The sequence below is a fragment of the Actinocatenispora comari genome (genome assembly GCF_017312725.1).
GTDB lineage: Bacteria > Actinomycetota > Actinomycetes > Mycobacteriales > Micromonosporaceae > Actinocatenispora > Actinocatenispora comari.
This window is the reverse complement of the sequence record NZ_BOPO01000117.1, coordinates 1-22,173: the sequence shown is the minus strand read 5'-3', so window position 1 is coordinate 22,173 and position 22,173 is coordinate 1. Positions and strand designations below refer to the sequence as shown.

Sequence of the window (22,173 nt, the reverse complement as noted above, 5' to 3'; positions counted from 1 at the left end):
TGCCATCGACCCGAGTTCTCGTCGAAACGGTGGCGCGAGAATCGTGCGATCGCGGACAGCCGGGGCGGGTTCGGGCTTGCTACGGTGCGGCGATGACGGGCACCGCGCTGGCGATCGACTTCGGGACCTCCAACACCGTCGGAGCGACCCGCCGGCCCGACGGGCGTACCGAACAGGTCCTGTTCGACGGCTCCCCGGTGCTGGCGTCCGCGGTCTTCGCCCAGCACGACGGCACCCTGCTGGTCGGCCGGGACGCGTGGCACGCGGCCCGGCTCGCGCCCGAGCGGTTCGAGCCGCACCCCAAGCTGCGCGTCGACGACGGCACGGTGCTGCTCGGCACCGAACTGGCCGTCCCGGACCTGTTCGCCGCGGTGTTGCAGCGGGTCGCCACCGAGGCCCGCCGCTCCGCCGGCGAGATCGGCAGCGTCGCGCTCACCCACCCGGCCGGCTGGGGCACCCGGCGCCGGCAGGTCCTGGTCCGGGCCGCGGAACTGGCCGGGCTGCCCACCCCGGTACTGCTGCCCGAGCCGGTCGCCGCCGCCCGCCTGCACCGCACCGGCGGCACCGAGGCGCTCCCGCTGATCGTGTACGACCTGGGCGGCGGCACGCTCGACGTGTCGGTGCTCGACCAGGGCCGGGTGCTCGCCACCGAGGGCCTGCCCGACACCGGTGGCCTGGACATCGACGCCGCGCTGCTCGCCTACCTCGCGGCCACCTACCGGGAGCGGGACGCCGTCGCCTGGCAGCGACTGGACCAGCCGGCCAGCGCCGAGGACCGGCGCTACCGGCGGCAGCTGCTCGACGACCTGCGTACCGCCAAGGAACTGCTGTCCCGCTCGACCCAGACGTTCGTGCACCTGCCGCTGCTGGAGCTGGACGCGCCGCTCGGACGAGAACAGCTGGAGGCGATCGCCCGGCCGCTCGTCGACCGGACGGTACGGGCCACCCGCGCGGCGCTCGCCGCCGCCGGCCTCGACGTACCGCCCCGCGCCGAGCTCCGGCTGATCGGCGGCGCCAGCCGGATGCCGCTCGTGGCCAGCTCGCTGCACCGGGCGCTACGGATCCCGCCGACCGTGACCGAACAGCCCGAGCTCGCGGTCGCCCACGGCGCCCTCGCGTCCCTCGCCTCGACCGTCACTGCGGCCCCCGGCGCCCGCAGCCCGGCCGCCGCCGGAACCGGCCGCCGCGGCACCGCCGGAACCGGCCGCCCGGACACCGCCGGAACCGGCCGCCCGGGCACCGCCGGAACCGGCCGCCCGGATGTCGCCAGGCGGACCGGACCCGCCCGGACGCCCGGCGGCAACAGCGGCGCCCCGCGGACCGTGCGGCCCACCCCGCCACCGCCCGCCGACCCGGAACGCAAGCCCCGACCGGAGCCGGCCTGGACGCCGTTCTGGGCCGGCATGGTGTTCGCGGTGCTCGGGGTGACGGTCACCGTCATCGGTGAAGTGGTCTCCTACCGCCAAGCGGAACCCATTCCACCGGGCGGGCTCGGCGTGCTCAGCACCATGGCGTCGGCCGCGGTGGCCCTCGGCACCCTCGGCATCCTGCAGGTGCTGCCCCGGTACCGGCTTCGGATGCCGGCCGTGCCGGCGCTGCTGGCCGGGGTCGGCTGGTTCGGCGTCACGATCACGACGCTGTCGGCGCTCAACCCCGGATGACGGCGCACCGCCCGTCAACCGGTCGGTACGGCTCGGGGTCGGCGGGCGGCGAGGGTCTCGACGCGGTGGAAGAGCAGGCAGCAGCCGACCAGCACGGCGGCGAAGGCCGGGAACCAGAGCAGCCGCAACGCGAACCAGTCGCCTCCGACCGGGCTCAGCAGCCCCGGTACCTGGCCGAACGGCAGGCCGGCGAAGCTGACCGCGAGCAGCGCGGTCTGGTGCCAGCAGAAGATCGTCATCGCGGCCAGGTTGAGCAGCGCGATCGGCGCCCACACCGCCGGCCGGCGCAGCAGCGCCGCCAACCGACCGCGAAGCAGCAGGAACAGGCCGAGCTGCGCGGCGGCCAGCGCCAGCGTGAACAGCGACGGCGGATCCAGGTTCGACCAGCCGTCGCCGGGCACGCCGACCGCGCTCGCCGGGTACCCGGCGCCGATCAGCGCGGCGCCGGCCACCACGCCGACCGGCAGCAGCACCGCGCCCGCCCGCTCGGTCAGCGCACCCTCGGCCAGCCCGATGCCCAGCACGTACGGGACCGCCCAGCCCAGCGGTACGACGGCGAGCGCGAGCCAGCTCGGCAGCCCCGCCGGCCGCATCGTGTCGATCAACCCGATCGTGCCCACCAGCGGCACCAGCCACCACAGTCCACAACGGACGGTCAGGGTGCGCAGCACCGGTGTCGACGCGGTGAGCAGCAGGTACACCAGCAGGAACCAGAGCGGGTGGGAGACCAGCGACCACACCACCTGGCGGGTCGGCCCCGGCACCCCGAGCGCCGGCAACGCCGCCAGCAGCGGGACGAACACCGCCGCGAGCGCGAGCACCGGCAACCCCAACCGGCGCAGCCGCCCGGCCAGCCACGGCAGCGCCGCCCGGCCCCGGCTGCCGCGCGCCGCCGCGTACCCGCCGGCGAAGAAGAACGGTCCGAGCAGCTGCAGCAACCAGCTCACCGGTGCCGCGCCCGGGAAGCCGGCCAGCGGGCTGTGGTTGGTCAGCACGCCGGGCCGCCCGGGGTCGGCGACCAGCGCCGACACCAGCCAGTGCCCGATCACCACGCCGAGCATCGCCACCGCCCGCAACGCATCGACGGTACGGTCCCGGCGGGCCGGCGTGGCCGCGTCGATCCGGTGCACCCACCGGCGCCACTTCCCGTGCCTACCGACGCTTGCCGGCGTCGACGCGGCGGTGAGTTCGGTGGTGCTCATGCCGCACCTCCGACGTTCGCCGCGAGCGCGGTACGCGCCGGCGCGACGCGGCCGGGGCCGATCGCGATGCGCGCCAGCGCAGCCAGCGAGTCGGTGCCGGGCGCCAGGTAGTGGTCGTGGTCTTCGACGTCGGCGGTCGGGAAGATCCGGGCACCGAACGCGGGATCGACCGGCTTGCGGCCGTGCCCGAAGCCGAACAGCCGCAACCCCGGTACGTACCGGATCCAGTCCCGGCCGGACTGCCCGGCCCAGACCCGGGCCGAGGTGCGCAGCGCCGACGCGGTACCGACGCCCATCCCGGGGCTGCCGAACGCGGCGATGTCGGTGACCTGCCTCGGCAGGTACCGGGCGGCGAGGCCGACCACGGTGGAGCCGTAGCTGTGGCCCAGCAGCGCGATCGTCGCATGTGGACGGACAGCGGTCAGTCCGGCGACGAACCGCCGCAACGCCACCGCGCCGGTCGCGGCCAACCGTTCCCGGGCCGCGTCGACGCCGACCCCGTGCGGCGTGGCGTAGCCGAGCCAGGCGATCACGGCGACCCGCCCACCCGCCGCCCGGTACAGGTTCGCCGCCTGCACCGCCGGCGACCGGTACGCCTTGCCGCCGAGACCGCGGTGGAAGTTGGTCAGCCGGTCGTCGACCCCCGGTACCAGCACCGCGATCCGGTCCGCGGTGGACAGGTCGCCGAACACCTGCGCGACCCGGCCGTCGCCGCGCGGATCGAACAGCAGGTACCGACCGCGCCAGCCCGCGTACCGCCCGCCCGCGGCGTCCATCGCCGCGCGGTTCGCCCGGTACCGCAGCGCGATCGGCGCGCCGTCCAGCTCACCGACCACGCCCGGGTACCGGGTCGCGAGCGACCGCGGCGCGCCGGCCAGCGCGGCGTGCACCGCCGCCGGACTCGCCGTCACCGGATCCGGCAGGTGCCGCGGATCCGCGCGCCAGCCGGCGGTACCGATCGGCACCGCCGCGGGTGCCGCCGTCGCCGGTCCGTCCAGTACCGCGTTCGCGGCCGGTGCCGCGACCAGCACCGCGCTGAGCAGAGTCAGCGCCCACCGACCCAGTCGAGATCGCATCGCCCGTCCCTTCGCCCGTCACTGCGGCGAAAGTTAGGGCTCGGGTCGGCCCCGGCACGTCACTCCACGGAGCCGGATCCCGCGTCATACTCCGGACCGACGGCCGCCGGCGCGGACGCCGCTCTCCCGGACGGCGCGGACGGCGCGGAGCCCGCGGGCCCGGATGACGCGGAGCCCGCGGGCCCGGACGGCGCTCGCCCGGACGGCGTAGGGTCCGGCGCGGACTCCGCCGACCCGGACTCCGCCGGCGCGGACTCCGCCGACCCGGACTCCGTCGACCCGGACGGCGCCGGATCCGGCGCTGCCGCGGCCGAGGGCGGATCGGCGATCGGGAGCTCGGCGGCGACGGTGAAGCCGCCGTCCGGGTCGGGCCCGGCGTGCAGCTCGCCGCCGAGCAGCGCGACCCGTTCACGCATCCCGACCAGCCCGTGCCCGGCACCGGTACCGGCGCCCCGGCGGGTACCGGGCTCGTTGTGCACCCGCAGCCGGACCCGGTCGGTCGTCACCTCGACCGTGATCTCGACGGGCGCGCCGGCCGCGTGCCGGGTCGCGTTCGACAGCCCCTCCTGCACCAGCCGGTACGCGCACACCTGCACCCCGGTGGGCGGCCGGTGCGCCAGACCCTCGGCGCGGTAGGAGATCCGTACCCCGGCGCGGCGGCCGCCGGCGACCAGTGAGTCCACATCGGACAGTCCCGGTTGCGGTGCGCGCAGGGCGTCCCCGTCGCTGCGCAGCACGCCGAGCAGCCGCCGCATCTCGACCAGCGCGCTGCGCGCCTGGGCACCGATCGAGTCCAGTTCCTCGGCGGCGCCGGGCGAGATGTCGTCCCGCCGGTACGGCGCGGTCTGCGCCTGCACCACGATCAGCGACATGTGGTGGGCCACCACGTCGTGCAGCTCCCGGGCGATCCGGGTGCGTTCCTCCAGCGCGGCCCGGCGTGCCTTCTCCAGCTCGGTGCGCTCGGTCTCGGCGACCAGCGCCCGCTGGGCCCGCAGCCGCGACCGGATCAGGTCGACCAGGACGGCACCGATGGTCAGCGCGGCGAGTCCGCCGGGCGCGTTGCCTGCGTCGACGTGCACCGCCAGTACGGCGGCCATCACCGCCCACATCCACCACAGCACCGCCCGCTGGTACCGCAGGCCGGCGAGGACGAACGCGACCGCGAGGATCGGAATCTGCGCCGGCTCCCACGGCCAGGCGCCCCACGTCGGCGCGGACCGGACGGCCGGCGCGAGCAGCGCCGCGAGCACGCCGATCCGCCAGCCCATCAGCGGGTAGCGCAGCGCGAGTACCAGCGGGAGCAGCTGCACCACGGCGAGGACCAGCACGGTCGCGCTGCGCTCGCCGGGATGTGCGTCCAGCACCGTGACCATGGTCACCGGGTACAGCACGGCGATGGCGATCACCACGGCGATCCGGGCCGCCCACCGCAGCCCGCGTCCCCGGCGGGCCGGCCAGCGGATCGGGGTGTCCGCCCCGTACAGCAGCTGCCGCAGCCCGTGCCACGCCGCTCCGGTCACCTGTCGCCACCGTTGGTTCTGCACCACGCCGACGGTAGGCGGGCCGGGCACCCCGCGTCGTGCCGCCCAGGTACGACGCCGCGCGTCATGCCTGGGTACGGGGTGGTACGCCCCGGTTTCCAGTGCGGAAAGTCGTGACTTGACAAGGTGGAAACAAACACCGAGACTTTCCGTCATGGAAACAGAGCAGGTGCCGCTGCCCAGCCCGGCCGACGCCGCCACCGCGCTGCGCGAGGTCGAGCAGGCGCGCCGCGCGCTCGACGGCACCGTCCCACCCTGGTGGTACTTCGTCGCCATGGCGACGCTGGTCGCGATCGTGCCGACGGTGCTGCTGCTGCCGTCCAGCCCGCTCGGCGGCGCGGGCGGGATCGTCGGGGTCGCCTGCTGGACGACCGTGCTCGCCCTGGTGATCCGGACGTACATGCACCGGGTCGGCTTCACCGTGCGGTTGCAGCGGCTCAAGCTCTGGCACCTGGCGATCCCCGGCCTCGGGTCCGGCCTGGTGATGGGCGTGGCGGTGGCCCTCGCGTCGAGCTACGACCGATGGTGGCTCGGGTTCTTCGGCTCCGGCACGATCGCGCTCGCCATCCTGGTCTGGGCGGTGCCGATGCGACGGGCGGCCCGGCGCCGGCAGGCAAGCTGCGTCGGCGCGGCATGAGGACACCGGAGCCCCGGTTCGACCCGACCATCCACGCGCCGAACCGGCTGCGCATCTGCGCGCTGCTGGACGCGGTGCAGTCGGCCGAGTTCGGCACCGTGCAGGAGAAGCTGGACGTCTCCGCGTCGGTGCTGAGCAAGCACGTCGCGGTGCTGGTCGACGCCGGCTACGTGCAGCAGCGCCGCGCCACCCGCAACACCCGGCAGCGGGTCTGGCTGTCCCTCACCGACGCCGGCCGCACCGCGTACCAGGGTCACGTCGCCGCACTGCGCGCGATCGTCGCCGGTGACACCGAACCGTTCGGGCAGACCGCCGCGCGGCAGTGACCGACCGCCCCAGACATCCGGCGACCGAGCGCCGCCGGCAGCAGAAGGAGGAACCGACAGTGGTGGACGCGCGGCTGGAGATCGACGCGGTCTCCAAGCGCTACGGCGACGTGGTTGCCTTGCAGGACATGACCTTCGACGTACGGGCCGGCGAGCTGTTCGGCTTCGTCGGCAGCAACGGCGCCGGCAAGACCACCACGATGCGCATCGTGCTCGGGGTGCTCGCGGCCGACTCCGGTCAGGTGCGGTGGGACTCCGAACCGATCACCGCCGACACCCGGCGCCGGATCGGGTACATGCCGGAGGAACGCGGGCTGTACCCGAAGATGAAGGTCGGCGAGCAGCTGACCTACCTGGCCGAACTGCACGGGATGCCGCGCGCGGTGGCCCGGGCGGCGGCGCTGCAGTGGGCCGAACAGCTCGGCATCGCCGGCCGGTTCGGCGACGAGGTGCAGAAGCTGAGCCTGGGCAACCAGCAGCGGGTGCAGCTGGCCGCCGCCCTGGTGCACGACCCCCGCATCCTGGTGCTGGACGAGCCGTTCTCCGGGCTCGACCCGGTCGCGGTCGACGTGATGAGCGAGGTGCTGCGGCGCAAGGCGGAGCAGGGCATCCCGGTCGTGTTCTCCAGCCACCAGCTGGACCTGGTCGAGCGGCTCTGCGACCGGGTCGGCATCGTCCGAAGTGGACAGATGGTGGCCTGCGGCCCGGTCGACGAGCTGCGCGACACCGGCACCGCCCGGCTGTCGGTCCTCGCCCCGGACGCACCGGCCGGCTGGGCCGACGGGCTGCCCGGCGTCACCGTCGTCGAAGCGCGGCGCGGCCGTACCACGCTGTCGCTCGCCACCGGCGCGGACGACCAGGCCGTACTCGCGGCGGCGCTCGCCACCGGCCCGGTGCACGAGTTCGCCCGGCAGCGGCCGTCGCTGACCGAGCTGTTCCGCAACGTGGTGTCGGCACCGACCGCCGAGGAGGCCGCATCGTGAGCAACGCACAGTACGACGGACCGGGCGCGCTGAGCGCCGCCGGCGGGGTGCGGCTGATCGCGCGACGCGAGCTGGCCACCCGGTTGCGGGCCAAGTCGTTCCTGATCAGTACGGCCATCATCGTCGTGTTCATCATCGGCTACCTGGTCCTGATGAACTTCATCGGCAGCACCTCGTCGAGCTCCACGGTCGGGCTCACCGCGCAGACCTCGTCGCTGTCGACGGCGGTGCTGGCGTCCGGCAAGGCGACCGGCCAGGACATCGAGACCCGTACCGTGAGCGAGAAGGCCGGCCGCGAGCAGGTCGCGGACGGCAAGCTGGACGTGCTGCTGGTCGGCACCGCCGACGCACCGACCATCGTGGTGAAGAAGCAGCTGTCGTCCGGGCTGACCAACACCTTCCACGTCTTCGCGCAGCAGCAGGCGCTCGGCGCGCAGATCGACCGGCTCGGCGGCGACCCGGCGAAGGTTCAGCAGGCGATGGCGACCGCGCAGCTGCCGGTGCAGCGGCTCCAGTCGGTCGACAGGTACCAGGTGCAGCGGATCGTGCTGGGTGTCATCGCGGTCGTGCTGATCTACATGTCACTGATGATCAATGGTCAGGCGGTGGCGGCCGGGGTGATCGAGGAGAAGTCCAGCCGGGTGGTCGAACTGCTGCTCGCCACCGTACGGCCGTGGCAGCTGATGGCCGGCAAGGTCCTCGGCATCGCGGTCGTCGGGCTGGTGCAGATGGTGATCTTCGCCGTCGTCGGGGTCGGCCTCGGGCTCGCCACCGGGGCGTTCGCCATCCCGGCCGGCCTGATCACCGGGGCCGCGGTCTGGGCGATCGTCTGGTACGTGATCGGGTTCGCGATGTACGCGGTGATGCTCGCCGCGGCCGGCGCGCTGGTGTCCCGGCAGGAGGACGCGAACGCGGTGGTGACCCCGGTGATCATGCTGATCGTGGTACCGGCGGTGATCGGCTGGTCGCTGATCCCGGCGAACCCGGACGGGATGGCCGGCCGGGTGCTGTCGCTGATCCCGCTGTTCTCCCCGATGATCATGCCGATGCGGATCTCGCTCGGGGTGGCCGCACCGTGGGAGATCGCGGTGTCGCTGGTGCTGTCGGTGGCGCTGGTGGTGGCGCTCGTCGCGCTCGCCGGCCGGGTCTACCGCAACGCGGTGCTGCGCACCGGCGCCCGGGTCCGCCTGGTCGACGCGCTCCGCGCCGCCTGAGCGCACCGCCGGTCATGGAGTCCGCGTACGCGCCGACTCCATGATCGGCGGACCCCTCGGGCCGTTGCGTGGAGTGGGACGCCCGGGGACCGTGGCGCCGGGGCGCGGGTGACCGTTCTAGGGTCGGTACATGCGCTATCGGTCTCTGGGCAGCTCCGGCCTGCGGGTCTCCGTCGTCGGGCTGGGCTGCAACAACTTCGGACGCAAGCTCGATCTCGCCGGTACCCGGGCGGTGGTGGACGCGGCGCTGGACGCCGGCATCACGCTGCTGGACACGGCCGACATCTACGGCGGGGGTGGCGCCTCCGAGCGGCTGCTCGGTGAGGTGCTGCAGCACCGGCGCGACCGGGTGGTGCTGGCCACCAAGTTCGGCCACCAGGGTTCGGACATGGGTTACGGGCCGGCTGCCGGCGCCAAGGGCGGCCGCGCCTACATCCGGCGCGCGGTGGAGGCGTCGCTGCGCCGGCTGCGGACCGACCACATCGACCTGTACCAGCTGCACACGCCCGACCCGGAGACGCCGATCGAGGAGACGCTCGCCGCGCTGACCGAGCTGGTCACCGAGGGCAAGGTGCGCTATCTCGGGCACTCCAACCTCGCCGGCTGGCAGCTGGCCGAGGCGGCGCACGTCGCCGTCGCCGGCGGGTACGCACCGTTCGTCTCGGCGCAGAACCAGTGGTCGCTGCTGGACCGCGAGATCGAACGCGAGCTGGTGCCGGCGGCCGAGCACTACGGGGTCGGCGTCCTGCCGTACTTCCCGCTGGCGAACGGCCTGCTGACCGGCAAGGTGCGCCGCGGTCGGGAGCTGCCGGCCGGCAGCCGCATCGCGGAGCGCTCCCACCTGGTCACCGAGCAGCGGCTGGAGACGGTGGAAGCGCTCGCCGCCTGGGGCGACAAGCACGACCGTAGCCTGCTGGAGCTGGCCATCGGCGGCCTCGCCGCGCTGCCCACCTGCGGCTCGGTGATCGCCGGCGCCACCACCGCCGAGCAGGTACGGGCGAACGCCGCCGCCGGCGACTGGGAGCCCACCGCGGACGAGCTCGACGAGCTGCTCGCACTGCTCTGACCGGCCGCCACCAGGCAGGAAAGATCGACAGCACCGTTCGGGGCGGTGCCGGTACGCCCGGTGAAGGCGGCCCCGACCGGGCACCGACCAGCGCGACAGCCGCGGCCCGGTAGGCGATGATGGACGCTCACGAGCAGGAGGGGGAGCCCGGTGCGCTTCGAGGTGACACGCGTCTTGGACTCGATCGAGCGGCGGCTGTGCACCGACCCGAGCGCCGCCCGCGCCATCGTCGACCTGGCGCCGATCGTGCGGCAGGTCGAACTCGACGGCGGGCGGCCGGCCCACCTGCTCCGGCTCGGGCTGGTCATCGACGCGCTCGGCGCGCACCTCGGCGACCCCGGCGCCAAGGTGTACCTGGTGGTCGACCGGGCGCTGATCACCGACCTGGAGCTGACCTCGAACGAGAAGATGGTGCTGCGCCGCTGGGCCGACGACGGCCTGGTGGAGACGCTGCCGGAGGTGGACGACCGGCTGCTGGAGCTGTCCGCCTACACCGGGCTGCCGGTGGTCAGCCGGGACGACTTCGCCCGGTTCGCCGGCCGGCACCCGTGGGCGGCCGGCGCGCCGTTCCTGATCCCGGTACCGGGGGTCGGCGGCGCGGCGTTGATGACCCGCCCCAACGCGGCGCCGACGATGCCGCGACCCACGCTGGATCCGGCCACCCAGGCCGTGCTCGGCCGGTACTGGCGGTGCCCCGAGCCGGGCTGCGTGCTGTTCGGCACCCCCGGCCCGGCCCAGCCGCCGCCGCGGGTGCGGTCCGGCCGGGCGGTGTGCCCGCGGCACGGGGCGCCGATGCACGATGGTGGCCCGCGCCAGCAGGCGACCCCGGTGACGATCTGGATCCGCGGCGAGGACCGCGGCCGGTTCCCGGTGGCCGCCGGCGCCCCGGTGGTGGTCGGCCGCTCACCGGAGGGCCCCGGCGGGGTACGGCTGGGTGAGCTGCTGGACGACGAGGCGGTGCACTGGGTCAGCCGCAGTCACGTCCGGCTGGACCTGCTCGACGGCGCCCTGGTCGTCACCGACACCAGCACGAACGGGACGACCGTGCACACCCGGTCCGGCCCGGACGCGGTGCCGGAGACGATCACGTTGCATCGCGGCCAGCAGCACCGGCTCGGCGACTGGGACGTGGTCGAGCTGCACGAGGGCGTTCAACTGTGCCGGGCGGACCGGCGGCCGAACAGCGGCGGCGCGGACGACGCACCGGTGATGGCGGAGGCGCCGACGATGGCGATCCGGTTGCCCGGCTCGGCGGCCGATCGGCGCGGCTGACCGATCCACCCAGCCCGACCGCCGCGGCGGAGCGAGGTCCGCGACCCCGCGACGCGAGCAGGCTGCCAACGAGGCGAGGCGCGGGCGGCAGCCAACGAGGCCGCGTCATCGCGGGACGCGGCCCGAGAACGGTCGAGGCCCGTCGCCGTTCCCCCGTGACGGCGACGGGTTCTAGCGGCGGCTGAGCGGGGCGGTCTGGTCGAGCGCGACACCGGCGGTGCGGACCGAGACGGTGCGCTTCACCACCCGCTGGCCGCGGGGGCCGAGCTCCCAACCGGTGAGCAGCAGCCAGCTGGCGCGTTCGGCCGGCTTGCCCTGGGCAGCGTCCACAGTGGACGGGAGCGGGGGTTCGGTGATCAAGAGGCGGAGGGGTTGATCGCGGAACTGGGGCGACGCGTCACCGGAGAGCTGGACGGTCTGGCCCGGTTGGGGAACGATTCCGATCATCACCCCGACCATGGTGCCCCCTGCCGCGGGGGATGCAAAGTCCGTCATCGATGTTCACCGGCAACGCTCAGGATCCGGCGACGCAGGGCAGGAACACCTCGACGCAGGGTGAGCCCGAGCACCAGCGCACCGGCGACCAGCGCGGCGCCGTAGGCGACCGTGGCGGGCCATCTCCCGTACCCGTAGGCGACGCCACCGAGCGACCCGCCGACGCTGCTGCCGAGGTAGTAGCAGAGCAGGTAAACGGCCGCTCCCTGGGCATCGAGGGCGCGACCGCGCGCGCCGGCCCAGCCGCTGGCGACCGAGTGGCCGGCGAAGAAGCCGGCGGTCACCAGCACCAGACCGACGATCACCATCGCCAGGTGGCCGGACAGCGTCACGCCCAGACCGGCCAGGATGACCAGCGTCGTGATCCAGAACACCTTCGGCCGGCCGAACCGGTCCGCGAGCCTCCCGGCGGCCGCCGACGAGGACGAACCAGCGAGGTAGACCACGAAGATCAGGCCGACCAGGGTGCCGGACAGCCGAAACGGCGCGGCGAGCAGCCGGAAGCCGAGGAAGTTGTAGACGGTGACGAAGCAGCCCATCAGCAGGAAACCCACCGCGTAGAGCCGGATCAGCCCACCGTCGGTGAACGCGCGACCGACCGCGGCGGCGAGCCGGCCCGGCGCCAGCGGTTCGGGGACGAACCGGCGGGATGCCGGGATCGACAGCCGGAACAGCACGGTACAGCCGAGGCCGAGAGCGCCGATCACGCCCAGTGCCAGGCGCCAGCCGCCCAGATCGGCGAGCAGGCTGGCGAGCAGCCGGCCGGCCATCCCGCCGATCCCGTTGCCCGCCACGTACAGCCCGGTCGCGAAACCGAGCGCGCCGTGGTCGACCTCCTCGGCCAGGTAGGTCATCGCGACCGCCTGCAACCCACCGAGTGCGATGCCCTGCAACGCCCGCAGTACCAGCAGGATCCCGAACGTCGGCGCGAACGCCGCGGCGAGCCCGAGCACCCCGGCCGCGAGCAGCGCCACCGTCATCATCGGGATCCGGCCGGTCACGTTGGACAGCGCGGACAGCGGGATGATCGAGACGGCCAGCCCGCCGGTGGCCACCGAGACGGCGAGGCTCGCGGTGGCCGGGGTCAGGCGGTACGCCTGGGCGAGTTGCGGCAGCACCGCCTGCGCGCAGTAGAGCAGCGTGAACGTGGCCAGGCCGGCGGCGAACAGCGCCAGGGTGATGTGGCGGAAACCGGGACTGCCGCGCCGGTGCGCGACCGCGGGGAGGGTGGCCGAGACGCTCACGCATCGACGCTACGGTGCGTGTATTGATTCGTCCAATACAGTGATCAGGCCAGATCGATTCATGGATGGATGATGCAGATGAGCGAGGACGAGACGGTCGCCGCGGCGGTACGGCAGCTCGCGCCACGGCTCGCCGTGCTGCGCGCGGTGGCCGCCGACGAGCACGTCACGCACGTCGCGCAGGCGCTGGGCGTACCGCAGCCGACGGTCAGCCGGTGGCTCGCCGAGATGGCCGAGACGCTGGAGATCCCGGTGCTGTCCCGCACCGGCCGGCGGGTGCGGCTGACCCGCCCCGGCCGCGAACTGGCCGAGGCGGCCGGTGTCGCGCTCACCGCACTGGAGAGCGGCGTCCGCCGTGCCGTGGAGGAGCACGACCCGGACAGCGGCCGGGTGGTCTTCGCGTTCCTGCACACGATGGGTGGCGTGCGGGTGCCGGAGCTGCTGCGCGAGTTCCGCCGGCACCATCCCCGGGTACGGTTCGCGCTGCAGCAGGCCGGCCACGCCGAGATGGTGCGCCGGGTGCTCGACGGCGAGGTCGACCTCGCCCTGACCGGCCCGCTGCCCGAACCGGACGAGCGGTTGGCCACCGCGCTGCTGCTGCGGCAGCAACTGGTCGTGGCCGTACCGGCGGAGCACCGGCTCGCCGACCGGCGCCGGGTCCGGCTGGCCGAGCTGGACGGCGAGGAGTTCGTCGGCCTCAAACCCGGGTACGGGCTGCGCCGGATCACCGACGAGCTGTGCGCGGCGGCCGGCTTCACCCCGCGGCTCAGCTGCGTCGGCGAGGAGGTGGACACGATCCGCGGGTTGGTGGCCGCCGGGCTGGGCCTGGCCGTACTGCCGCCGTCGGTGCCGCGGCCGCCACGCGGCCTGGTGGAGCTGCCGATCACGCCGCGCGCGGTGCGGTCGATCGGCCTGGTGTGGCCGGCCGACCGGCCGCTGTCGCCGGCCGCCGCCCGGTTCCGCGACTTCGCCCTCGCCCGCCGGCTCTGACCACCCCGGCAGCGATCCGGGCCGCCGCGCCGACGAAGCGACCGGGCGCCGGACGCGGTGCGGCGCGCCGGGATGACCCGACGCGCCGCGGAAAACCCGGTGGTTCAGCCGATCTGGACGTTGTAGGTGCTGAGCGGTTCGGTCACCGGCTGGAAGAACGTCTCGCCGCCGGACGAGCAGTCGCCGCTGCCACCGGAGGTGAGCCCCAGCGCGGTACTGCCGTCGAACAGCGGGCCGCCGCTGTCGCCGCCCTCGGCGCACACGTTGGTGTCTATCAGCCCGCTGACCGTGCCCTCCTGGTAGTTCACGGTCGCGTCGAGACCGGTGACGCTGCCGCTCTGTACCTGGGTGGTGGAGCCGGACCGCTTGACCGACTCACCGACCTGGGCGTCGGCCGCACCGGTGATCTGCTGGGTGCCGCCGTACAGGTCGACCTCGCTCGGGTGCGAGACTCCGCTGTCGTACTTGACGATCGCGAAGTCGTTGCCCGGGAACTGGCTGTCCTGGGTGGTGCCGATCTCGTTGCTGGAGCCGGAGTCGGAGTACCAGGTGTCGGCCACGTTGCCGCAGTGGCCGGCGGTCAGGAAGTACGCGGTGCTGCCGTCGGTGACGTTGAACCCCAGCGAGCAGCGGTAGCCGCCGCCGTAGATGGCGTCGCCGCCGGCGATCCTGGTACTGAAGGTGCCGGTCACGACCCGCACGTGCGCCGCGGCGCCGTACTGGCCGGCGATCTGGCGCACCGTGGCCAGGTCGGCCTTGCTGACGGTGCTGTCGGCGGTGACGTTGACCCGGTCGTTGCGCGGGTCGATCGCCCACGCGGTACCGGGAATCGTCGCCTTCTTGCCGAGTTCGGCGGTGATGGAGTGCAGGTGTGCGGTGGAGTAGCGGACCAGCTTGGGGGTGAGCCCGGCGGAGCGGACCTTCGCCGCGCTGGTGGCGTCGGTCACCGTGACGACCTGGGTGCCGTGGTCGAGGTAGCTGCCGGCGGTGTGCGTGCCGAGCCCGTCGACCAGCGCGGCGACCCCCGCCCGGTCCGGGGTCTTGGGTGCGGCCTGCGCCGCGGTGGTGGCGACGGCGCCCGTGGTGAGCAGGGCGGCCGCCGCGACCGCGGCGAGTCGGAACGAGGTCCTCGTGGGCCTCATGGATGCCTCCCAGGGATCCGTGGGTGCGGCGCCGTCTCGCCGCACCCGCCTGTGCCCCGCACCAATTGATCACATTCGATGAGGGACGTGGGAAGTATCCCTTTTGCCTGATAGTTCGGCAACATATAGATACGCCGGTATGGTGAATGTCTATCGCCTGCGGCGATACTCGGGACGTGGACGAACAATCGCGCTATGAGCTCGGTACCGACGGACCGCGGGTGATGGTCGTCGGCATCGACGGATCCCCCACCTCGCTGCGGGCCGCGGCGTACGCGACCGGGATGGCCCGCCGGCAGGGTTCCCGCCTGGTCTTCGTCTACGTCGTTGGCTACTCCGCGGTCTCCGGCCTCGCCGCCGGCTTCGCCGGCCCGCTCACCGAGGCGTACGCGCAGGTCGCCGACGAGCTGCAGCACGAGGTCGTCGACCTGGTGAACGCCCGCGGGGTCGAGGCGAGCCTGCAGGTACGGCGCGGCGACCCGTACACCGAGCTCAGCCGCGCCGCCGACGACGAGCAGGCCGACGCCGTACTGGTCGGTGCCTCGATGCAGGCCGGGCACAAGCTGATCGGCTCGCTCGCCGGCCGGCTGGTGCGCGCCAGCCGCTGGCCGGTCACGGTCGTACCGTGACGCATCAGGCACCGCGCGACCCCGGCGGCGACGCCGGCAGCCGGCCGATCTCACCGCGTACGGCCGGATTCGACCGGTTGACTCGGCCCGGACCGCCTGCGCCCGCCCGGTAGGTTCATCGCAGCGGTCGAGGCGTGGGGAGTGGCGATGCGATTCGGTGCGGTGGCTCGGCGACTTGTTGCGTCCGGTGCGGTACTGGTGACAGCCTGCGGGCTGGCCGCCTGCAGCTCGGACTCCGACGACGCGAGCAAGGCGCTGTCCACGTTCCTGACCGACTGGCACGCCGGCACCCTGCAGCAGACCTCGTACGCCAAGGGCAGCGGCGCGCAGGTGGCGGCGGCGTACCGGAAGGTGGCCGGCGATCTGGCCGAGGTGCACCCGACGCTGTCCGCCGGCTCGGTCAAGGTCGACGGCGGCAAGGCCACCGCGCCGGTACGGGTCTCCTGGCCGCTCGGCGGGCACGACTGGCGCTACACCACCACCGTGCACCTGGCCAAGACCGACGGCGACTGGCGGGTCGCCTGGACCGGCGCGACCGTCCACCCGAAGCTGACCGGCGACGGGCACCTGGTGCTCGCCAACGAACAGGGCCCGCGGGCGTCCATCATGGACGGTTCCGGCCAGCCGATGGTCACCAACCGGCCGGTGGTCTACGTCGGCGTGCAGCCCAACCGGGTCACCGACGCCAAGCAGCTCGCCGCGCAGCTCGGCGACGCGCTCGACCTCGACCTGTCCGACCTGCCGAAGCGGATCAAGGCCGCGGAACCGACCGCCTTCCTCGACATCGTGACGTTGCGCAAGACCGACTACGAGAAGGTCAAGTCGAAGATCCACGACCTGGCCGGGACCGTCTTCCGGGACGGCAGCCTGCCGCTGGCCCCGAGCCGTACCTTCGCCCGCGCGCTGCTCGGCACCGTCGGCCCGGTGACCAAGGAGCAGATGGACAAGCACCCGGGCCGCTACCAGATCGGCGACACCGCCGGCCAGTCCGGCCTGCAGGCGCAGTACGAGCAGCGGCTCGCCGGCGGCGCCGGCGTCACCGTGACCGTCAGCGGCACCCGGCAGACCCTGTACCGGGGCAGGCCGGTCGCCGGGAAGCCGGTGGCGACGACGCTGGACCCGAAGGTGCAGCAGGCCGCCGACGACGCGCTCGGTACCGAGAGCAAGCACCGCACCGCGCTGGTCGCGATCCGGATCTCCACCGGCAAGGTGCTCGCGGTCGCGAACGGGCCGGACGGCGGCTCCGACGACCTGGCGCTGACCGGCTCGGTACCGCCCGGCTCGACGTTCAAGGTGGTGACCGCGCTGTCCTACCTGGCCGCCGGGGTCACCCCGGACTCCACAGTGGACTGCCCGGAGTACGCGACGGTGTCCGGCCGCAAGTTCCACAACGAGAACAACTACCAGCTCGGCAAGGTGCCGTTCCGCACCGACTTCGCGCAGTCCTGCAACACCGCGTTCGTCGGCCTGTCCGGCAAGCTCGGCCCGGACACCCTGACCAAGGAGGCGGCCAAGTTCGGCATCGGCGCCAGGTGGCAGCTCGGGCCGGACGTCAACAGCGGCTCGGTACCGACCGCGAAGACCGCCGTCGACCGCGCCGCCGCCGCGTTCGGGCAGGGCCAGACCACGGTCAGCCCGATCGCGATGGCGGGCATCGCCGCCGGCGTCGCCCGCGGCCACTGGACCCAACCGACACTGGTCACCTCGCCGGCCTACCACCCGGCCAAGGCCGGACCCCAGCTGCCCGCCAAGGACCTGGCCGCGCTCAAGTCGATGATGCGTTCGGTGGTCACCGACGGCACCGCCACCGTGCTCAAATCCGTACCGGGTGGGCCGGTGTACGGCAAGACCGGCACCGCCGAGTACGGCTCCGGCGCCGAGCCGCCGAGCCACTCCTGGTTCACCGGCTGGCAGGGCGACATCGCGTTCGCCGCGTTCGTCGAGGGCGGCGGGACCAACGAGCAGGCGGTCGCCGCGCCACTGGTCGGCAAGTTCCTCACCAACCTCGCCGGCTGACCCGATCCGCGCGCAATCGACCACAACGCGACCGCCTCGCCGATGCAGGCTGGCCGGGCGGTTTGCCGCGATACCAACACCCTGCGTGGACAATGCGGAATCATCGGAAGATTCGACGCTGGTAAATGGAGTGTTGTGCCGAATCCGTTGCCCGACATAGGTAAAACTTCCCTTGACAACCTATGTCGGCCACCGATCTGATACTTCGGGGAATCGAACGAGTCACCGTGTGTGGGTCTCTCGACAGCTCTGCAGTCCTTCGGCAGCACTGCCGCCCGTCATCCGCCACCGCTCCGTTCGTCCCTGTCCAGTGCAGGAAAGGAGACACATGCGGCACACCCTCATCCGACGCGCCGCGATCGCGGTGGGCGTCAGCGCTCTTGTGCTGCCGTTCGCTGCGAGCGCAGCGCAGGCCGCACCGACCCGACAAGCGGTGTCGGGTAGCACACCGGCATGGGCCACCCCAGCCAACCGCGCCGGCAACCCCAGCTCCAGCCAGCGCGTCGACGTCCAGGTCTTCCTGAAGCTGCGGAACGCCGCGGGCGCCGAGCGGTTCGCCAACCAGGTGTCCACCCCGGGCTCGAAGCAGTACGGGAAGTACCTGACGGCCAAGCAGTTCAACGCGCGCTACGCGCCGACCGCCGACAACATCCGTACGGTGCGGAACTTCCTGCGCCAGCAGGGCCTCACCGTCAGCGGCGTCGGCCAGGGCAACCGGTACGTCGAAGCCAGCGGCACCGTCGCCGAGCTGAACAAGGCGTTCGGCGCCGATCTGCACACCTACTCCTACCGCGGCCACAAGCTCCGGGCGCCGGGCAAGCAGGCGACCCTGCCGGCCAACGTCGGCAACCTGGTGCTGTCGGTCAACGGCCTGGCCCAGACCGGCCCGCTGCGCACGCCGTTCCACCACAAGGTGGTCAGCAACAGCAGCACCGCCAAGACCCGCAGCGCTGCCCCCAGCGCGGCGCCGGCCCCGGCCCAGTGCTCGAACTTCTGGGGTGAGCACAACCAGACCATGCCCCAGGCGTACGGCCGGACCGAGTTCCCGACCTACATCTGCGGGTACGGCACCGACCAGCTGCAGACCGCCTACGGCGTGAAGAAGGCGATCGCCACCGGTACCAACGGCGCCGGCACCACGATCGCCATCGTCGACGCGTACGCCTCGGCCACCATGAAGGCCGACGCCGACAAGTACGCGGTGGACAACGGCCAGGGCCACTACGCCAAGGGCCAGTACTCCGAGAAGGTCTTCAAGCCGTTCGACATGCAGGACGAGTGCGGCGGCGAGGACGGCTGGAACGGCGAGGAGGCCATCGACGTCGAGGCCGCGCACGCCATGGCACCGGGCGCGACCATCAAGTACGTCGGGGCCAAGAACTGCGACACCGGCCTGGACGCGGCGCTCAACTGGATCATCCAGAACCACGCCGCCAACATCGTCTCCGACTCCTGGGGCAACCTGGGTGAGGACATCCCGGCCAGCGCCGTCGCCGCCGAGCACACGATCTTCGTGCAGGCCGCGGCCGAGGGCATCGGCATGTACTTCTCCTCCGGCGACAACGGCGACGAGGTGACGGCGGGCAACACCCCGTCGGCGCAGCCCGACTTCCCCGCCTCCGACCCGTTCGTGACGGCGGTCGGCGGCACCAGCCTCGCGGTCGGCAGCGACAACAGCTACGGCTTCGAGACCGGCTGGGGCTCCACCCGCGCGGTCGTCGACTACACCCAGGACCCGGCCGCGTACTCGCAGGCCCCGCCCGGTGAGTTCTACGGCGGCGCCGGCGGCGGCACCAGCACCCTGTTCGACCAGCCCGCGTACCAGAAGGGCGTCGTCCCGGCGAGCCTGTCCCAGCAGTACGGCGGTGCGCCGGCCCGGGTCGTCCCGGACGTCGCCGCGCTCGCCGACCCGTACACCGGGATGGCGGTCGGCCGCACCATCGACGGCGAGTACACCCTGGAGACCTGGGGTGGCACCTCGCTCGCCTGCCCGCTGTTCGCCGGCATCCAGGCCGACGCCAGCCAGGGCCGCAGCACCCCGATCGGCTTCGCCAACCCGCTGATGTACCAGCTGAAGGCGGGCGCGTTCCGGGACGTCGCGCCGCAGCGCACGCCGGTCGCGGTGGCCACGCCGTCCGGCTCGTCGCTCGTCACGTTCGACCGTGACTCGTCGCTGTTCACCGCGCCGGGCTACGACAACGTGACCGGCGTCGGTTCGCCCAACGGCACCAGCTACCTCGCGGCCGCCGCCGGCGGCTCGCACGGCGGCCACGGCGGTCACGGCGGTGGGCACCACCGGCACCACTGATCCACCCGCACCAGCACAGGGCCGTCCCGGTCACCGGGGCGGCCCTGTCGCGTCGGTACCGCCCCTCGCCCACCGGTACCCGGAGTCCGGGGCTCGGCGGCGGCAGACCGCTCGTACCGTTGCTAGGTCCGGGGCTCGGTGGCGGCAGACCGCTCGTACCGCGCCGCTAGGATCGGCTCGATCCTGTTGACATGGCGTTTCGAGGTGAGATGGGCAGCACCACCGGCACCGCACGGCCGATCGTCGTCTACGGCACTCCGGTGCTGCACCGGCCCTGTCGGCCGGTCACCGAGTTCGACGACGATCTGCGCGCGCTGATCGACGACATGTTCGCCAGCATGTACGAGGCGGACGGGGTCGGCCTCGCCGCCAACCAGATCGCCGTCGACGCGCGGGTCTTCGTGTTCGACTGCCCCGACGCCGACGACGTCAACCAGGTCGGCCACGTGGTCAACCCGACGCTGATCCTGCCCGAGCTGCCGCGCGAGCTGGACGACGACAGTGAGGGCTGCCTGTCCGTACCGGGGCAGCACGCCGACCTGGCCCGCCCGGCGCTGGCATCGGTCACCGGGGTCACGGTGTCCGGCGAGCCCGTCCGGTACGACGGGACCGGCATGCTGGCGCGCTGCTTCCAGCACGAGACCGACCACCTGGACGGCACGGTCTACGTCGACCGGCTCTCCAAGCGGATCCGCAAGAAGGTGCTGAAGGCGGCCGGCCTGCCCACCGAGGCACCGGCTCGCTGACGGGCGGGGCGCCGGCTCGCTGACGGGCACCTTTCACGGCTCGCTCACAGCTCACGATCACCCGCCGGACCTGCGATAACGCCCCTTTCCGGGCATCGCCGGCAGATCGCGAGTGAATACCATCACGCTTCGAGGTCGTAACCGAACATCCCGTGTCTGCGGTTCGGGTGGCGCGTTGACCCGGCGAGGGAAGTCACCTGTACGTGCGCACGCGCGTACACCTGGTTTCGACATCGAAGGGACACACATGCGCGTCACCACAAGACTTGCCGTCGCCGGCGCCATGGCGGCCGCCGGACTCGCGCTCGCCTTACCCACCGCCGCCTTCGCTGACAGCGGCTCGGCCGGCAACAACGGCGTCGGCAACGGCACCCAGGTACAGGCCCCGGTCCAGGCGCCCGTGAACGTCTGCGGCAACGGAGTGGGCGTACTCGGCGTCGGCGCCGGTGCGAGCGGAGACTGCACCGCCAGCGCGGCCGCCAAGCCCAGCGAAAGCCCCAGCGCCTGCCCCACCGGCTCCTCCGGCGGCTACGGCTCGCACCGCGCCGAAGCGGCCTGCGCGTCCGAGTCGACGCCGCCGAGCTCCCAGTCGCCGAGCGCGTCGCCGAGCACCGTCGACGCGGTCACCCACACCAAGAACACCGGCGCCACGCTGCCGGTCACCGGTTCGAGCCTCACCATCCTGGTGATCGCCGCGCTGGCGCTGCTGGGCGCGGGTGCCGCGGCCCTCGTGCTGAGCCGGCGTCGCCGCGCCGCCTGATCGGCCGGCACCGAGCTTTCCGAAGAACCAACGGGCCCTGGCAAGAACAGTGGCGGGTCGGTCCGGTACTCCCGGACCGACCCGCCACTTCGCTGTCCCCAGCCGCCCGGGAAACGCCTGGGGCCAGGCGGGGAAGTCTTGGTGTTGGGCAAGCTCTGGTATCAGGACAGTTCCGGTATCAGGACAGCTCTTGCTCGGGCACAAAAAAGTCGGGCTGAAAGACCCATGGGATCTTCCAGCCCGACTCTACGTGAGCTTCGGCGGCGACCTACTCTCCCACACCCTCCCGAGTGCAGTACCATCGGCGCTGTAAGGCTTAGCTACCGGGTTCGGAATGGGACCGGGCGTTTCCCTCACGCTACAACCACCGAAACATCTCTCAAACCAACCAGCCACAACCACCCCCTAACAGGGGATGCTCTGACCGTGGTTCCAGAACCACACAGTGGACGCACACAACCTTGTAGTCAAGCCCTCGGCCTATTAGTACCGGTCAGCTCAACACGTTACCGCGCTTACACCTCCGGCCTATCAACCCAGTCATCTCCTGGGGGCCTTACCCCCGTCTCCGGGGCAGCAGACCTCATCTTGAAGCAGGCTTCCCGCTTAGATGCTTTCAGCGGTTATCCCTTCCGAACGTAGCCAACCAGCCGTGCCCCTGGCAGGACAACTGGCACACCAGAGGTTCGTCCGTCCCGGTCCTCTCGTACTAGGGACAGCCCTTCTCAAATCTGCAACGCGCGCGGCGGATAGGGACCGAACTGTCTCACGACGTTCTAAACCCAGCTCGCGTACCGCTTTAATGGGCGAACAGCCCAACCCTTGGGACCTACTCCAGCCCCAGGATGCGACGAGCCGACATCGA

The 22,173-nt window shown here is 72.7% G+C and carries 19 protein-coding genes and 2 rRNA genes; 13 read left to right on the top strand and 8 right to left on the bottom strand.

Annotated features, from left to right (window positions below):
- The first annotated feature begins 92 nt into the window (after positions 1 to 92).
- Positions 93 to 1,661: an Hsp70 family protein gene (locus tag NUM_RS28635; RefSeq protein ID WP_207128069.1), complete on the top strand. Its 1,569-nt coding sequence runs from the start codon at positions 93 to 95 to the stop codon at positions 1,659 to 1,661.
- Between the two features lie 14 nt (positions 1,662 to 1,675).
- Here the strand turns inward: NUM_RS28635 and NUM_RS28630 are convergent, their stop codons facing one another.
- Genes NUM_RS28630 through NUM_RS28620 form a run of 3 tightly spaced genes read right to left on the bottom strand, consistent with a single transcriptional unit; the run spans position 1,676 to position 5,483 of the window.
- Entirely contained in the window at positions 1,676 to 2,863 is a 1,188-nt protein-coding gene (locus tag NUM_RS28630; RefSeq protein WP_207128068.1) for an acyltransferase family protein, read from the bottom strand.
- Positions 2,860 to 3,939 carry an alpha/beta hydrolase gene (locus tag NUM_RS28625; RefSeq protein ID WP_225918916.1) on the bottom strand — a complete coding sequence of 360 codons (1,080 nt, stop codon included), beginning with the start codon at positions 3,937 to 3,939 and terminating at the stop codon, positions 2,860 to 2,862. The genes NUM_RS28630 and NUM_RS28625 overlap by 4 nt, the downstream gene beginning before the upstream one ends.
- 59 nt (positions 3,940 to 3,998) lie before the next feature.
- Positions 3,999 to 5,483, bottom strand: coding sequence for a sensor histidine kinase (locus tag NUM_RS28620; RefSeq protein ID WP_207128067.1), 1,485 nt, complete (start codon positions 5,481 to 5,483; stop codon positions 3,999 to 4,001).
- Positions 5,484 to 5,634: 151 nt separating this feature from the next.
- On the opposite strand from NUM_RS28620, the gene NUM_RS28615 reads away from it, so the two are divergent.
- From NUM_RS28615 to NUM_RS28590, 6 genes are all read left to right on the top strand, one after another.
- Positions 5,635 to 6,117, top strand: coding sequence for a hypothetical protein (locus tag NUM_RS28615; RefSeq protein WP_207128066.1), 483 nt, complete (start codon positions 5,635 to 5,637; stop codon positions 6,115 to 6,117).
- Positions 6,114 to 6,443, top strand: a complete 330-nt coding sequence (locus tag NUM_RS28610; RefSeq protein ID WP_207128065.1) for a transcriptional regulator — start codon at positions 6,114 to 6,116, stop codon at positions 6,441 to 6,443. Before NUM_RS28615 ends, NUM_RS28610 begins: the two co-directional genes overlap by 4 nt.
- 128 nt (positions 6,444 to 6,571) lie before the next feature.
- Positions 6,572 to 7,426, top strand: coding sequence for an ABC transporter ATP-binding protein (locus tag NUM_RS28605; protein ID WP_207128131.1), 855 nt, complete (start codon positions 6,572 to 6,574; stop codon positions 7,424 to 7,426).
- Positions 7,423 to 8,640: an ABC transporter permease gene (locus tag NUM_RS28600; RefSeq protein ID WP_207128064.1), complete on the top strand. Its 1,218-nt coding sequence runs from the start codon at positions 7,423 to 7,425 to the stop codon at positions 8,638 to 8,640. Before NUM_RS28605 ends, NUM_RS28600 begins: the two co-directional genes overlap by 4 nt.
- A gap of 130 nt (positions 8,641 to 8,770) precedes the next feature.
- Positions 8,771 to 9,706, top strand: a complete 936-nt coding sequence (locus NUM_RS28595; protein WP_207128063.1) for an aldo/keto reductase — start codon at positions 8,771 to 8,773, stop codon at positions 9,704 to 9,706.
- Positions 9,707 to 9,868: 162 nt separating this feature from the next.
- Positions 9,869 to 10,978, top strand: coding sequence for an FHA domain-containing protein (locus NUM_RS28590; RefSeq protein WP_225918915.1), 1,110 nt, complete (start codon positions 9,869 to 9,871; stop codon positions 10,976 to 10,978).
- A 171-nt stretch (positions 10,979 to 11,149) separates the two neighbouring features.
- On the opposite strand, the gene NUM_RS28585 is transcribed toward NUM_RS28590, so the two are convergent.
- Both NUM_RS28585 and NUM_RS28580 read right to left on the bottom strand, forming a co-directional pair.
- Positions 11,150 to 11,425 carry a hypothetical protein gene (locus NUM_RS28585; RefSeq protein WP_207128061.1) on the bottom strand — a complete coding sequence of 92 codons (276 nt, stop codon included), beginning with the start codon at positions 11,423 to 11,425 and terminating at the stop codon, positions 11,150 to 11,152.
- Between the two features lie 44 nt (positions 11,426 to 11,469).
- On the bottom strand, positions 11,470 to 12,717 hold the full coding sequence (locus NUM_RS28580) for an MFS transporter (protein ID WP_207128060.1): 1,248 nt from the start codon (positions 12,715 to 12,717) through the stop codon (positions 11,470 to 11,472).
- Positions 12,718 to 12,795: 78 nt separating this feature from the next.
- Between NUM_RS28580 and NUM_RS28575 the strand changes: the two genes are divergently transcribed.
- Positions 12,796 to 13,707 carry a LysR family transcriptional regulator gene (locus NUM_RS28575; RefSeq protein ID WP_207128059.1) on the top strand — a complete coding sequence of 304 codons (912 nt, stop codon included), beginning with the start codon at positions 12,796 to 12,798 and terminating at the stop codon, positions 13,705 to 13,707.
- Between the two features lie 104 nt (positions 13,708 to 13,811).
- Here NUM_RS28575 and NUM_RS28570 read toward each other — a convergent pair whose 3' ends face one another.
- Complete coding sequence (locus tag NUM_RS28570; protein WP_207128058.1) at positions 13,812 to 14,849, bottom strand: S1 family peptidase; 1,038 nt, start codon at positions 14,847 to 14,849, stop codon at positions 13,812 to 13,814.
- Between the two features lie 176 nt (positions 14,850 to 15,025).
- On the opposite strand from NUM_RS28570, the gene NUM_RS28565 reads away from it, so the two are divergent.
- The 5 genes from NUM_RS28565 to NUM_RS28545 all read left to right on the top strand — a co-directional run bounded on the left by NUM_RS28565 (position 15,026) and on the right by NUM_RS28545 (position 21,308).
- Positions 15,026 to 15,478, top strand: a complete 453-nt coding sequence (locus NUM_RS28565) for a universal stress protein (RefSeq protein ID WP_225918914.1) — start codon at positions 15,026 to 15,028, stop codon at positions 15,476 to 15,478.
- Between the two features lie 147 nt (positions 15,479 to 15,625).
- Complete coding sequence (locus tag NUM_RS28560; RefSeq protein WP_207128056.1) at positions 15,626 to 17,494, top strand: penicillin-binding transpeptidase domain-containing protein; 1,869 nt, start codon at positions 15,626 to 15,628, stop codon at positions 17,492 to 17,494.
- Between the two features lie 328 nt (positions 17,495 to 17,822).
- A complete protein-coding gene (locus NUM_RS28555; protein ID WP_207128055.1) occupies positions 17,823 to 19,802 on the top strand; it encodes a S53 family peptidase in 1,980 nt (659 codons plus the stop codon).
- 191 nt (positions 19,803 to 19,993) lie between these two features.
- Positions 19,994 to 20,548: a peptide deformylase gene (gene def / locus NUM_RS28550; protein ID WP_225918913.1), complete on the top strand. Its 555-nt coding sequence runs from the start codon at positions 19,994 to 19,996 to the stop codon at positions 20,546 to 20,548.
- A 247-nt stretch (positions 20,549 to 20,795) separates the two neighbouring features.
- A complete protein-coding gene (locus tag NUM_RS28545; RefSeq protein ID WP_207128054.1) occupies positions 20,796 to 21,308 on the top strand; it encodes a chaplin family protein in 513 nt (170 codons plus the stop codon).
- Positions 21,309 to 21,563: 255 nt separating this feature from the next.
- Here NUM_RS28545 and rrf read toward each other — a convergent pair.
- Positions 21,564 to 21,680: ribosomal RNA gene (rrf, locus tag NUM_RS28540) — 5S ribosomal RNA — on the bottom strand.
- A gap of 91 nt (positions 21,681 to 21,771) precedes the next feature.
- Positions 21,772 to 22,173, bottom strand: a 23S ribosomal RNA gene (locus NUM_RS28535); the annotation flags it as partial.

Bases quoted from the DNA above. Each gene is read 5' to 3' on its own strand.
- NUM_RS28575 (WP_207128059.1), top strand. From the start codon at position 12,796: ATGAGCGAGGACGAGACGGTCGCCGCGGCGGTACGGCAGCTCGCGCCA.
- NUM_RS28635 (WP_207128069.1), top strand. From the start codon at position 93: ATGACGGGCACCGCGCTGGCGATCGACTTCGGGACCTCCAACACCGTC.
- NUM_RS28545 (WP_207128054.1), top strand. From the start codon at position 20,796: ATGCGCGTCACCACAAGACTTGCCGTCGCCGGCGCCATGGCGGCCGCC.
- NUM_RS28570 (WP_207128058.1), bottom strand. From the start codon at position 14,849: ATGAGGCCCACGAGGACCTCGTTCCGACTCGCCGCGGTCGCGGCGGCC.
- NUM_RS28560 (WP_207128056.1), top strand. From the start codon at position 15,626: ATGCGATTCGGTGCGGTGGCTCGGCGACTTGTTGCGTCCGGTGCGGTA.
- NUM_RS28585 (WP_207128061.1), bottom strand. From the start codon at position 11,425: ATGATCGGAATCGTTCCCCAACCGGGCCAGACCGTCCAGCTCTCCGGT.
- NUM_RS28605 (WP_207128131.1), top strand. From the start codon at position 6,572: ATGACCTTCGACGTACGGGCCGGCGAGCTGTTCGGCTTCGTCGGCAGC.
- NUM_RS28595 (WP_207128063.1), top strand. From the start codon at position 8,771: ATGCGCTATCGGTCTCTGGGCAGCTCCGGCCTGCGGGTCTCCGTCGTC.
- NUM_RS28610 (WP_207128065.1), top strand. From the start codon at position 6,114: ATGAGGACACCGGAGCCCCGGTTCGACCCGACCATCCACGCGCCGAAC.
- NUM_RS28615 (WP_207128066.1), top strand. From the start codon at position 5,635: ATGGAAACAGAGCAGGTGCCGCTGCCCAGCCCGGCCGACGCCGCCACC.
- NUM_RS28630 (WP_207128068.1), bottom strand. From the start codon at position 2,863: ATGAGCACCACCGAACTCACCGCCGCGTCGACGCCGGCAAGCGTCGGT.
- NUM_RS28625 (WP_225918916.1), bottom strand. From the start codon at position 3,939: ATGCGATCTCGACTGGGTCGGTGGGCGCTGACTCTGCTCAGCGCGGTG.
- def (WP_225918913.1), top strand. From the start codon at position 19,994: ATGGCGTTTCGAGGTGAGATGGGCAGCACCACCGGCACCGCACGGCCG.
- NUM_RS28555 (WP_207128055.1), top strand. From the start codon at position 17,823: ATGCGGCACACCCTCATCCGACGCGCCGCGATCGCGGTGGGCGTCAGC.